We start from the raw sequence: 11,533 nt of genomic DNA, 5'->3' as shown, positions 1-11,533 counted from the left end.
GGTGGCTGATCAGGGCAGTGATGCGAGGTTTACGATGTTCTGAGGACATGGCGACTTCTTTTTTATAGGGATATATGGCCTATCGTAGCTGCGACAGCTGCATTTCAAAAGTGAAATTCTATGTTTCATGGTTGAGAAGCTTCGAGGCTTCTTTCCATCCCTGATATTCCCTTCAAATCTTATCATATTGATTTTATTGGTATTAATTCTAGTTTTCCTTGTTGGCCCAGAGTTTGCTGATCAGTCGGCTATGGAACTGAAAATCATGGAATCATTGCTTCAAAAAGAGAGTATCTAATGGGTATTGCACAAAGTGACTCAAGTTCACTGTCTCGTATCGCGGGAGACTGCTGGGGCTGGCAGGAAAGGTTGGAGCGCTACTTGTCTGATGTCTTGTCGGGAAGTGAGGTAAGGATCTCCAGCATGCAGCGACTTTCCGGAGGAGCCATTCAGGAAAACTGGCTGCTGGATGTTGAGGTAACAAAAGGGGCAAAAGCTGGAAACCACCGATGGGTATTGAGAACAGATGCTCAGTCTGCGGTCGATGTCAGTATGTCCCGTGCCGATGAGTACGCGGTGCTGAAAACGGTGCATGAAGCGGGTGTTGAGGTGCCAACCCCGTTCTGGCTCTGTAAAGATCTGGATGTTATTGGCCGGGAGTTCTTTGTCATGCAGGCGGTGGGCGGAACCGCTGCCGGCCATCGCCTGGTAAAAGACGACACGCTGGTGCCTGACCGCCCTGGGCTTTGCCGAGAGCTCGGGCGGAATCTCGCCAGACTGCACTCTATAAAACCACCTGTTGAAGCGCTCGCTTTCTTACCAGCTCCGGCGGCAGATCCCGCTCAGTCAGTTATAGACCAGTATCTGGCGTTTCTTGATGAGCTGCCGTGGGCGTTTCCGGTTATCGAGTGGGGGTTGAGGTGGCTTCGTCTCAACAAACCTGAACCTGCTGAGCCCTGTCTCATACATCGTGATTTCCGCACAGGTAATTTTATGGTGGATAACGGATCCGTGTCAGGGGTGCTCGACTGGGAGTTTACCGCGTGGGGTGACTGGCGCGAGGACATCGGCTGGTTAAGCGCAAAGTGCTGGCGTTTTGGCAATAACGAGAACGTAGCTGGTGGTATCGGCAATCTGAGCGATGTCATGGCCGGTTATTCAGAAATCTGTCCTCGCGAGATCTCGGCGGAAGAGCTGCGCTATTGGCAGGTGATGGCGCATGTGCGCTGGGCCATTGTAGCGGTACAACAGGCCGAACGACATTTATCCGGGAAGCAGAATTCCCTGGAGCTTGCGCTGACGGGGCGGCTGGTGCCAGAGATTGAATACAACATTTTGCAATTAACGGGGGAGTCATCATGAATCATCCTGATGCACCAGAGCTGCTTGCTGCCGCTCGTGAAACGTTGATGAATGAAGTTTTTCCGTCTGTTCCTGAGAGCTTGCGTTATGAAATGAGGATGATCGCCAGTGCCATGGGGATCGCGGCGCGGGAGGCGAAGCAAGGAGAACACGTTCGTAAGGATGAGATCGCCTTACTTTCAGGGTTGTTGCCGGAGTCTGAGGCTGTGGCATCCGGCACGCAAGAGGAGGCACGGCGGGCCCTGGCGAAGGCCATACGCTCCGGTGCATTTGATGCGCCGGAACAACAGCAGAGATTGCAAAGTAGTTTGCAGCAAGCCGTCAGCAACGCCTTGATGATCAGTAATCCAAAAGTTGCCCGCGCTACGGGAGGGACAAACTGATGTCATCAAACCCGGGCAAGCCGGATGGAGCTGGGCGTCGCCGTCTGTACCTCGTCCGTCATGGTCAGGTGAATTATTTTGATGATACGGGGCGTCCTCTGGACCCGCGATCCGTGCGGCTTTCGGAAGACGGGGAAGCTCAGGTGAGAGCTCTTGGAAAACTCCTTCAAACCGAGACATTTGATCGAGCCATCAGTTCGGATTATCCCAGAGCGGTTCAGACGCTTGAGATGATTCTTTCTGGTGGGGCTTCGGCTGGCTCTATTGAAGCGACCCCGGCACTTCGGGAAGTGCGAGCGGGGCGTCTCAGTCTGATGCCGCTGGAGGCCTATGAGTCTGAAGTCTCTGGCGCTTATCACTGGTCTCAGAACAAAGGCTCTGGTTTTTTAAGAGGTGAGCGCTGGGATGATTTCAGTGCGCGGGTTTTAGATTGGTTTCAGACGTTTTTGGCGGATTCTGATTGGCAGAGCGCAGTGATTGCCAGTCACGATGCAGTTAACCGGGTTTTGATTTCGTGGCTGGTCAATGGTGACTTGTCAGCCCTGCCGTTTCTGGAGCAGGACCCAGCCTGTATCAATATCGTCGATATAGACTGCTCAGAGGAATGCCGCCCGGTTACAGCCTATTTGCGTCTTCTTAACTACACCCCGTACAACCCTACGAAGTCGGGAGAACGGCTAACGGTTATGGAGCGAATAACTCAGTCTATGTTGCAGATGTGCAGTCAGTAGAACTAATTCAAATAAATGCTATTGATCAGGAAAATAATATGACTATCGAAGTAAGTGATGATATCCGGAAAATGCAGTCTCAGGTTCGCCGCTTCATTCGCGAAGAAGTGATGCCAATGGAGTCAGATCCGCGTCAGACTGTCCATGGTCCGACCGAAGAACTGCGTGATGAGTTGTTAGCCAAAGCTCGTGAACATGGATTACTCACTCCTCATGCTTCTACCGAAATGGGTGGCGCGGGCCTTTCTCATGTTGCGAAGGCTGTGATTTTTGAGGAAGCAGGGTATTCGCCTCTGGGGCCCACCGCAATGAACATTCATGCGCCGGATGAGGGAAATATTCATCTAATGGATGTTGTTGCCTCCGACGAGCAAAAAGAACGCTGGCTCCGGCCCATGGTAGAAGGAAAAATCCGCTCCTGCTTTGCGATGACTGAGCCTTCGCCCGGCGCAGGTTCAGACCCGTCAATGTTACGAACCACGGCCGTTCGTGATGGTGACGATTATGTGATTAACGGGGAAAAGTGGTTCATTACCGGTGCCGAAGGTGCCCATTTTGCGATCATTATGGCCAGAACGGAAGACGGCAACGCAACCATGTTTTTGTCCGATACGGATCGCCCGGGATTTATTGTAGAACGCCTGATGGATGTAATGGATTCGTGTTTTACAGGCGGACACGGCGTTGTTCGGTTTGAGAATCTCAGAGTGCCTGCAACAGATATTCTTGGTGAGTTGGGTAAAGGGTTCCGGTATGCGCAAGTCCGTTTGGCTCCCGCCCGCCTGACTCACTGTATGCGTTGGCTTGGTGCGGCTCAGCGTGCTCATGATGAAGCGTGTCACTATGCGCGAACCCGGGAGTCGTTTGGCAAACGCCTGGGTGAACACCAAGGGGTTGGTTTCATGCTGGCGGACAATGAGATGGATATATTGACGACTCGGTTGGCCATCATGCATTGCGCCCAGGTATTAGACCGGGGTGAACGGGCAAATCAGGAATCCAGCATGGCCAAGGTCATTAGCTCCGAAGGTATCTGGCGAGTGATTGACCGAAGTGTTCAGATTCTTGGTGGGCAGGGCGTCTCCGGAGAGAGCATCGTTGAGCGGATATTCAAGGATGCTCGTGGTTTCCGGATATACGATGGCCCGAACGAGGTTCATCGAATGAGCCTGGCTAAGAAAATTCTTGCTCGTGATTCTGACAACACAAAGAGATAAGCATGGCGAATATCAATGATCTTTTCAGCGTGGCCGGAAAGCGAGTGCTGATTACCGGTGCGTCTAGCGGACTGGGGCGTCATTTTGCTCACACAATGGCAAAGGCCGGTGCTCAGGTTGTTGTAGGGGCGCGTCGGGTAGATCGCCTTGACGATTTGGTGGCGGATATTCACCAAAACGGGGGAAGTGCAACCGCCATGGCTCTGGATGTGACATCACGGGAGTCTGTCGTCTCTTGCCTTGATGGGATTTGCAGTCGTTTTGGCGGGCTCGATGTTGTGGTGAACAACGCCGGGGTAAGCGATACCAAAGCCGTGCTGGACTACACCGATGATGACTGGGATGCCATTGTGCAAACCAATCTGAAGGGTGCCTGGATTGTGGCTCAGGAAAGTGCTCGCCGTATGGCCGAGACCGGCGGTGGCAGCATTGTTAACGTTACCTCCATTCTGGCCACGCGCTTAGCGGGTGCAGTGGGGCCATATTGCGCTGCCAAGGCAGGTTTGGCCCACCTGACGCGATCGATGGCTCTGGAATTGGCCCGATATAAGATTCGTGTGAATGCACTGGCTCCGGGTTATGTCATGACGGAAATCAATCAGGACTTTCTTCAGAGTGAGGCGGGTGAACGGTTGAAAAAACGGATCCCGGCACGCGAGTTCTGCCAGGTAGCAGATCTGGATGGGGCTCTTTTGCTTCTGGCGTCTGATGCTGGGAAAGCGATGACGGGCTCAGAGATTGTGGTTGATAACGGGCATGCTTGTTCCGGTTTATGATGTTCATATGAGCCCGCAGATATATGCGGGCTCTGAAATCTCACCCGGATGGCGGCAGGGAATCTGTGAGGTCTGCCTTCGGGCGAAACCGGTCAGAGAACCCGCATGAGACTGCCAGCCAAAGCAGCGCCACGATTAACGTGGACACCACAATCGCCGGCCCCACGGGTACGTCCGAAATAACGGAGTATACGATGGCCGAAAAGTGCCCGAGAATCGCGCAAATGGCGGCTGAAAAAGGCGCCTGGTTACGAAGAGCACCCAGAACCAAAGGTGTGATAATGAGTGTGGCGAACACGACGTAAATGCCGGCCAGAGAGACCGAGTAGGTCACAGCGATGGCAAAAACCGACATAAACGCGGCGCTGGAAACCCAGCCTGGCCACCATCTCCCAAGCAACCAGACCGTCGCCGTCAGGATGGCTGAAGCCGTGACCAGTTTCCGGTTTGCCCATAACAGGTCGCCGGAAGCTGCCCGTTGCAGAGCCTGTGCTCCGTGTGGGTCACCACTAACCATCAATACGGCAAGGCTGGCCCCCAGCACATAGAGAATGCCAATCCAGGCTTCTTTTGCTACGTCGAGCCTTTTGACAATAAGGTGGACAGCCAGGGCCGCGAGCAGGGCAAACAGCAGGCTGCTGACTGGCGTTCCGGCCAGTGTGTGGCCTGGCAGAAGGTAAAGTCCCGCCAGAGAGCCCAGCGCCGCCCATTGGGCGATCGCCAGATCCGCGAAGATTACACCTCGGGCGATCACCTGATACCCTAGCGGCACCAGCAGAAAGCAGAGTAATGCACTCGCCAGAACCGGCAAAAGCATCCACTCATAGGCTGCCATCAGAGGCCTCAGTGATCTGTTCTTCAAGGTGGTTGATAATGGTTGAAATCAGGCCTGCCAGCGTGTCGGTGGGCGGTTCGTTGGTTACTGTTCCGGGCACCACAATCACTGGTTTTCTGGTTCGCTGAGCGAGCCATTCTGCCGGTTTTGGGTTCTGGTGGCTGGCAATCAGAATCACATCTGCGCTGGCTAATCCTGGTTCTGTCAGCAACTTGCTCAGATGACTGGAGCTTGGCGGCAGCCCCGGTTTGGGTTCCAGGTCAATGGTGGCCTCAACACCAAGCCACCTCAGCAGGTAGCTGAAGTTTGTGTGCTGGATAATAACCGAATGCCCTTGAAGTTCAGCCGCTTGCCTCTGCCAGTTTGCCCGCATCTGGTTCCATTGGCCCCGCCATTTTATATACCGTGCCATGATATCGGCAGCAGCCTCTGGCCTCAGGTCTCCCATGCGTTCGGCCAGCGCTCTGGCAACTTTCGGCAGCTCGTCTGGCGCAAGGTGCATATGAGGGTTCCCCTCCGGGTGCACATCGCCCATGCTGCGGTCCACATGGTCATGGGGCACGTGCAAACGGGCATGGTCGGCAGCGTAGAACAGTCCGGGCTTGCCCGGCTGAACCCCTGGGTTGGCTGCTCGTTGGAGCAGAGTTGGTAGCCAGCCCGCCTCCAGCGATGCTCCTGTACAGACAACAAGATCGGCTGTCCTCACGGCAGAGATCAGGCTGGGCCGGGCCTCTATGTAGTGAGGGTCTTGCAGGTAGCTGGTGGCCGTTGTCAGTTGAGCGTCCGGCATCAGCTGTTGAGCCAGGACCGTCCACTCCGGCTCACAGGCAAATACCCTGAAGTCGGCCCGGGCCGGCAGGGAAGCCAGCCCAAGCAGAAGAGAAATGTACAGCCAACGTGCGTAGCGCATATCAGTAGCCGTGAGCTCCGTGTGCACCCAGTGACATGACGTACTGCACCATCACTGTATTATCCGCATCATCGAACCCGTCACCTGACTGATGGGTATACTGCAACCGGACTGTGGAGAAGTGCGACCGGGACCAAGCCAGCATGACATCGGTTTCTTCCAGGCTTTGAGCGTGGAAATGGTCGTTGTGGGCAAGCTGAAGATCAACCTCGCCGTATCGAACACCTGCCGACCATTGTGGGGCAAACTGATAAACGCCAGACACGTACCAGCCTTTGTGATAGTCACCCGAGGTGGCGTATTCGTTCAGGTCATCGGCGTAGAGGTATTCCCCGCTGAACGTGACCTGTTGTTCACGGGCATTACCGTTGGGTGCCCATTTCCAGACTGCATCGGCAATGTAAAGATTTTCACCGGTATAGGATGCGCCATGGCTGTGACCATCTTCTTCATGGTCATGGTCATGGCCGTGGTCGTGGTCTTCAGAGGTGATTTGCCGGTTATGCAGATAAGACAACCCGGCCTGCCAGCTCTGGGCAGCAGACAAGTCACCACCGATCTTGGTATTTAATGTATAAACGCCAATGTCTTCCTCCCCTTCTGAAAGCTGATCACCACTGAAGGCTTCAGCACCCACTTGCCAGAAAAAAGGTGTTGGCAGAACGGCGTTCAGGCGTACACCGGTGTCGTAATAATGACTGCCTAACAGGGCACGGTACACGGCGGGCCGTTCAACGAAGTCGTCCTCATGCATGTGTCTGCCGTTAAGGTAGCCCACCTGAGAAAGGAACCGGCCGGCGCGAATGTTCAGACCGGCAGGTAAGCCGTTGGTTTGTAAATAAGCTTCTTCAATCAGCACTTCGCTTTCGCCATCATGTTCCTCGAATACTGCCGTCAGCCGGCCCGAGAAAAGATCGTCTATCGGAGAAGACAGGGACAGCTCGGTATGGCCGAGGCCAAAGCCTTCTTCACGGTGCGATAAGGCGGTGTTGTTCTGTTTGTAATACCCGTCCAGCGTTACGCTGACATCCGGGTTCAGTTCATTGGCGGCCGTTTCAGCGGCGAAAAACAGGAGAGGAATCAGTGCGATAGGGGTACTTCGATTAAACATGGAAACACCAATCTATGTTATAACATTACAGTTTGAAGGCCAGAGTAATGCCGGTAAGTGCCCGGTTATGAGGGGGCACGGTTAACGGCAAGTGTCTGGGGTTGGTCGTACTATTCGAAGCCTAAGATGTTATGTTATAACATTTTTGATGTAAAGCGGCTTTGGCTTAAAAGCTATCTGTCTGGCCTCTGCCGCCTATTCAGGCGATGACGACACGATTGCGTCCCGAGCTTTTGGCTTGGTAGAGAGCGTCGTCGGCTTTCCGGATCAACCGTTGGTGGTCGGGGTGGTTATCAAAACACGCTACGCCTGCACTGATCGTTACATTGAGCGTTTTCCCCTCGGGTAGTCGGAATGTCTCTCGGGCCACACTCTCCCGAAGCTTATCGGCTAGCCGTTTAATCTGGCTTTTTTCCATATCGACAGCAATCAGCAAGAATTCTTCACCGCCCAACCGGAAAAGATAATCACCTGATCGGCTGTTGTTCACGAGAATCAGAGCAAGTTGCTGCAAGACAGCATCACCGGCCTGATGTCCGTATGTGTCGTTTACCTGTTTGAAGTGGTCAATATCCAGAACCATCACCGCAAAAGAGGTTTTCTGGCGCCGGGCCTGGTCAATTTGCCGGGTGAGAACGACGGGCAAGAATTTTCGGTTAAGCAGGCGTGTGAGTACATCCCGGCCAGACTCCAGCTCATTGTTCTGTTCGAACAGGCTGTCCAGGTTAAACAGAATACTCCGGACTTTGTCTCTTAAGTCATGCAGTAAGGAAATGCGCTGAACGGGGCTCTCAGCGTCTTCGATATCGGTTCCAAGAAGAGGTAGAAGGACGTTGTCGATGCTGTCCATTACGTCAAGTATTGCCGTTGATTCTGCTGAACCTTCAAAGGCATGAACACCTTTATGCCGAAACCAGAGCCCGAAATCAGAAGCTTGAATACGAGGCAGTTCAGTTCCTTTTTTACCCACAGCCTGATCGAACATTAACTGGTTTTCCCAGTGAAGCACGGCTGCACGTTGCTGATCTTTTTCATTTGCGATGTTCTGGGTGATGGCGAAAAGTCGGTAGGCTTCCTCCGCACGCGAGTTTCTGTCATGGGAGATTGAGTAGGCCTGCCCCATGATTTCCATCGTAAGATCGATGGTGTCAGATACAAATCGCATTGCCTGTATACGTTGTTCACCCGACAAAGCCTCATTTTTGACAAGGCTGGCGAAGCTGTCTTTCAGGCAGCGAGCTCCCCGCAGAACAAGGTGAAGGGGCAGATCAATTCTGGCGTGCACCTCGCCGATTTTTCGCTGTTCGGCAATCAGCCGTTTAATGGCGTCCTGATCGAATGACGCGAACAGCCCTGACAGCCAGCGCTGCATCGAAGATCCAAGCCGTTGACTCACGTCTTCATTGGACAAAAATTTTGATGCTCCAGAATCCGATAGCATGGCTTCATAGAAGCGTTCTGATAGCATCTTTGCATTGTTCTGAAAAAAAGTAAGCACGAACTGATGTGTGTCGGATGGGAACCTTTCGTTTAGCGAAAGCCATTCGTTTGATAGGTCTGTCAGAGATAAGTGGGGCATGGAGTCGTAGCAGAATGAGTGATGTTTTTGACGTAGATTTACAGATTTTAAAGGCGATTTGGCAAGAGAGACATTCTAGGCTCAGTGATGTGCCGGGATATAGGTATCTTCCCTAGGAAGTATGCCTGATGGTGGTCCGGTACATCTAAGCAGCGGTTACCTGATTCCGGCCCAGCTCTTTGCTTCGGTACATGGCCCGATCCGCTCTGCCGATAATTCGTGCGGCATCATCGCCAGGCTGCAGCATCGTAACACCGATGCTCACGGTCACTTTAGGCGCCTGTTCGACGGTTTTAAGCTCATCATAGGATTCCATTGCCGCACGCAGGCGTTCAGCGGTTTGTATTGTGTCAGCCAGCGAACTTTGAGGCATAACCACCAAAAATTCTTCGCCGCCCCAGCGCGACACAAAATCCTGACTTCTAACGCCTTTTTGAAGGATATCTGCAAAAGCGCGGAGAATTTTGTCTCCGTAGTCATGCCCGCAGGTATCGTTGATCTGTTTGAAATGATCCAGATCCATCAACATCAGGCTGACGGGCTGGCCTGAGCGTTTAAAACGCTCAATTTCCTGATCCAGAAGATATTGCATTTGCCGACGATTCAATAACCCGGTCAGGGAGTCCGTAATAGCCACGCTGTGTAACCGCTTCTGTGCGGAGAGGACCACGCCCAGGTAGAACACCGTCAGATAACTGAACATGGCGAAAACGACCGTCAGATTAAAGAGATGGACCAAGTACAGCGGAGTATCAGGAATTGGCTGGAGAGGCTGGAAAAACCGCGCCAGGATATTCAGGCCAACGTAATAAACCCAAAGCATGAGCAAGCCCGGGAATGTCCATTTTCGCGGCGCAGAAAGGCAGATAGCGGGAATAAACATCAGCAAGTAGTAGTGAAAGCCACTGTCCCAGCCTATCAAAACGATACCGAGAGCCGCATGGATAATCACCTCGGTCCAGATTAACCAGGCGGCCAGCCGGTTTTGTTTGTGTTTCAGTGCAATATAGGCGCCGGTATACATGCCGACACTTACGATATTCACCCAGGCGAGAATTGGCGAAGCGAGAGTCAGGAAAATGAAAAAAAAGGCAACGTCTACGGAGCCGGCAATCTGGGTACACCGCATCGCCACCTTCCAAAAAGGCGGCCTCCGGATTCGTGCGGGAACGTTATTCACGATGATTCATGTCCTTCAGGCTTTAAATGGTAAAACGAGTTGTCGCTTCCGCTTGAAATCTCATGCCTTGATCAAAATAAGTGCAACTATGGCGTGAAAGCCGCCCGCGCGAAACCCCTAACACAACATTTGACAGTTGGGGTTGGTTAAGTCTCCCCCCCCCCTTTTATTATTAGCTGTGATGACTTCTGCATCTCATCAAACTGACATATTCCTTATTTACCATGCCTCGCTCATTCACATCGAGGCTTGTATGGATCATTCACTACTTAAACATATCATCCTTTCCACTGCTGTCGCGGCGATGCTGACAGGCTGTCTCAGCAGCGACTCAAATGACACTCATCAAACGGTTAATTCTCCAGATGCTAAGGGTTCGTCCAGTCAGGAGCTTCCAGCTTTGGCACCCGCGGTTATGTTGACTTACAGTGCATACCCCGCCGTGGCTGACCTCAGTAGTCTGGCAGTTATGGAAGAACGCTACGGCAGTTCAGATGCGTCTGGTGCGGTTGCGTTGGACAGCGACTATATGATCGTCGCAGACGATGAAGAGAATCTTTTGCGGGTATATCGGCGGGGGGGTAATACCGATTCCTCTGTTGCTGCAGTGAAAGAGTGGAACTTCAGTGACGTGACGGGGCTCTCTAAGGAACTGGATGCTGAGGCGCTGACCCGATTTGATACTGATAAGATTCTTGTCGTTGGCTCTCATAGTAACAAAAAGGATGGTGGTGAGGCTGTCAGTGATCGTGGCCATCTTGTTGCTGTTCAGGTCAGTGGCACTGGTGTCGATGCAGAATTTACGCACCTCGGGACTTATTCTTTTCTGGAACAGGACCTGATTTCCTGGGATCAGCAGAATGGTGACAATTATGGATTTGCAGATAGCGCGTCAGGAGGTCTTGCGCCGGAAAATGTGGCCGGTTTCTCGATAGAGGGAGCCTCCGTCAGTCACGATGGTAGCACCTTGTGGTTAGGGTTTCGTGCGCCGCAGGCAGTCAGGGTAGTATAGAAACCGTCGTAGAACCGCACCCTGAACAGCCGGAAACGATGGTGCAGTTGCTGCTCGACAACGGCGATACCGTTTGGGACGGGCAAACGAAGATTTCCAAGGATCTGGATCCGGAAGAACAACAGTTTCAGGGCGCTTATATTCAGCTCGGTGTTGCTCAGCCTGATAATACCGCTCCGGCATTGGTCAGGCTTACACCTGAAAATGGGTTGGTTGGCGTTAATACTGATACTCGGATCGAGCTCACCTTCGATGAAGGAATTACCCTATCTGACGAAGGGGCGATGATCCTTTACCGAGATGGTTATCCTGTACAGACCTACTTTAAATACAGTAACGAAGTGTCTGTGCGCTTTAATACTCTGGTCATAAGGCCGTCTACACCCCTCGATTATGAATCGGATTACAGTATTCGGCTGCAAGGTGATTTCGTGCTG

At 52.7% G+C, this 11,533-nt stretch carries 12 protein-coding genes; 7 read left to right on the top strand and 5 right to left on the bottom strand.

Annotated elements, in window-relative coordinates; all coding sequences use genetic code 11:
• Positions 1-297 precede the first annotated feature (297 nt).
• The 5 genes from ABYA77_RS13625 to ABYA77_RS13605 are packed head-to-tail and all read left to right on the top strand — an operon-like array spanning position 298 to position 4,469.
• A complete protein-coding gene (locus ABYA77_RS13625) occupies positions 298-1,362 on the top strand; it encodes a phosphotransferase family protein (protein ID WP_372966522.1) in 1,065 nt (354 codons plus the stop codon).
• Positions 1,359-1,745, top strand: coding sequence for a DUF6285 domain-containing protein (locus tag ABYA77_RS13620; RefSeq protein WP_372966521.1), 387 nt, complete (start codon positions 1,359-1,361; stop codon positions 1,743-1,745). The genes ABYA77_RS13625 and ABYA77_RS13620 overlap by 4 nt, the downstream gene beginning before the upstream one ends.
• A complete protein-coding gene (locus ABYA77_RS13615) occupies positions 1,745-2,476 on the top strand; it encodes a histidine phosphatase family protein (RefSeq protein WP_372966520.1) in 732 nt (243 codons plus the stop codon). Before ABYA77_RS13620 ends, ABYA77_RS13615 begins: the two co-directional genes overlap by 1 nt.
• 38 nt (positions 2,477-2,514) lie before the next feature.
• Positions 2,515-3,693: an acyl-CoA dehydrogenase family protein gene (locus ABYA77_RS13610; RefSeq protein ID WP_372966519.1), complete on the top strand. Its 1,179-nt coding sequence runs from the start codon at positions 2,515-2,517 to the stop codon at positions 3,691-3,693.
• A 2-nt stretch (positions 3,694-3,695) separates the two neighbouring features.
• Positions 3,696-4,469 carry an SDR family NAD(P)-dependent oxidoreductase gene (locus tag ABYA77_RS13605; protein WP_372966518.1) on the top strand — a complete coding sequence of 258 codons (774 nt, stop codon included), beginning with the start codon at positions 3,696-3,698 and terminating at the stop codon, positions 4,467-4,469.
• A 40-nt stretch (positions 4,470-4,509) separates the two neighbouring features.
• On the opposite strand, the gene ABYA77_RS13600 is transcribed toward ABYA77_RS13605, so the two are convergent.
• From ABYA77_RS13600 to ABYA77_RS13580, 5 genes are all read right to left on the bottom strand, one after another.
• On the bottom strand, positions 4,510-5,304 hold the full coding sequence (locus ABYA77_RS13600; protein WP_372966517.1) for a metal ABC transporter permease: 795 nt from the start codon (positions 5,302-5,304) through the stop codon (positions 4,510-4,512).
• Entirely contained in the window at positions 5,291-6,214 is a 924-nt protein-coding gene (locus ABYA77_RS13595) for a metal ABC transporter solute-binding protein, Zn/Mn family (protein ID WP_372966516.1), read from the bottom strand. Before ABYA77_RS13595 ends, ABYA77_RS13600 begins: the two co-directional genes overlap by 14 nt.
• Position 6,215: 1 nt before the next feature.
• A complete protein-coding gene (locus ABYA77_RS13590; RefSeq protein ID WP_372966515.1) occupies positions 6,216-7,325 on the bottom strand; it encodes a hypothetical protein in 1,110 nt (369 codons plus the stop codon).
• A 199-nt stretch (positions 7,326-7,524) separates the two neighbouring features.
• Positions 7,525-8,904, bottom strand: coding sequence for a diguanylate cyclase (locus ABYA77_RS13585; RefSeq protein WP_372966514.1), 1,380 nt, complete (start codon positions 8,902-8,904; stop codon positions 7,525-7,527).
• Positions 8,905-9,049: 145 nt separating this feature from the next.
• The gene (locus ABYA77_RS13580) at positions 9,050-10,033 is read right to left on the bottom strand and encodes a GGDEF domain-containing protein (protein WP_372966513.1); all 984 of its coding nucleotides are present in this window, start codon (positions 10,031-10,033) and stop codon (positions 9,050-9,052) included.
• Between the two features lie 451 nt (positions 10,034-10,484).
• On the opposite strand from ABYA77_RS13580, the gene ABYA77_RS13575 reads away from it, so the two are divergent.
• The gene (locus ABYA77_RS13575) at positions 10,485-11,096 is read left to right on the top strand and encodes a hypothetical protein (RefSeq protein ID WP_372966512.1); all 612 of its coding nucleotides are present in this window, start codon (positions 10,485-10,487) and stop codon (positions 11,094-11,096) included.
• Positions 11,054-11,533 (top strand): Ig-like domain-containing protein (locus ABYA77_RS13570; RefSeq protein WP_372966511.1); only part of this gene is annotated, 480 nt, incomplete at its 3' end. The genes ABYA77_RS13575 and ABYA77_RS13570, both read left to right, overlap by 43 nt.

Source organism: Marinobacter sp. (genome assembly GCF_041595835.1).
Taxonomy (GTDB): domain Bacteria; phylum Pseudomonadota; class Gammaproteobacteria; order Pseudomonadales; family Oleiphilaceae; genus Marinobacter.
This window is presented reverse-complemented; position numbering and strand designations above follow the sequence as displayed.

What these genes read in the sequence shown, in the direction of transcription:
- ABYA77_RS13580 (WP_372966513.1), bottom strand. Translation starts at nt 10,033, where the DNA reads ATGCGGTGTACCCAGATTGCCGGCTCCGTAGACGTTGCCTTTTTTTTC.
- ABYA77_RS13605 (WP_372966518.1), top strand. Translation starts at nt 3,696, where the DNA reads ATGGCGAATATCAATGATCTTTTCAGCGTGGCCGGAAAGCGAGTGCTG.
- ABYA77_RS13585 (WP_372966514.1), bottom strand. Translation starts at nt 8,904, where the DNA reads ATGCCCCACTTATCTCTGACAGACCTATCAAACGAATGGCTTTCGCTA.
- ABYA77_RS13610 (WP_372966519.1), top strand. Translation starts at nt 2,515, where the DNA reads ATGACTATCGAAGTAAGTGATGATATCCGGAAAATGCAGTCTCAGGTT.
- ABYA77_RS13625 (WP_372966522.1), top strand. Translation starts at nt 298, where the DNA reads ATGGGTATTGCACAAAGTGACTCAAGTTCACTGTCTCGTATCGCGGGA.
- ABYA77_RS13595 (WP_372966516.1), bottom strand. Translation starts at nt 6,214, where the DNA reads ATGCGCTACGCACGTTGGCTGTACATTTCTCTTCTGCTTGGGCTGGCT.
- ABYA77_RS13620 (WP_372966521.1), top strand. Translation starts at nt 1,359, where the DNA reads ATGAATCATCCTGATGCACCAGAGCTGCTTGCTGCCGCTCGTGAAACG.
- ABYA77_RS13590 (WP_372966515.1), bottom strand. Translation starts at nt 7,325, where the DNA reads ATGTTTAATCGAAGTACCCCTATCGCACTGATTCCTCTCCTGTTTTTC.
- ABYA77_RS13615 (WP_372966520.1), top strand. Translation starts at nt 1,745, where the DNA reads ATGTCATCAAACCCGGGCAAGCCGGATGGAGCTGGGCGTCGCCGTCTG.
- ABYA77_RS13600 (WP_372966517.1), bottom strand. Translation starts at nt 5,304, where the DNA reads ATGGCAGCCTATGAGTGGATGCTTTTGCCGGTTCTGGCGAGTGCATTA.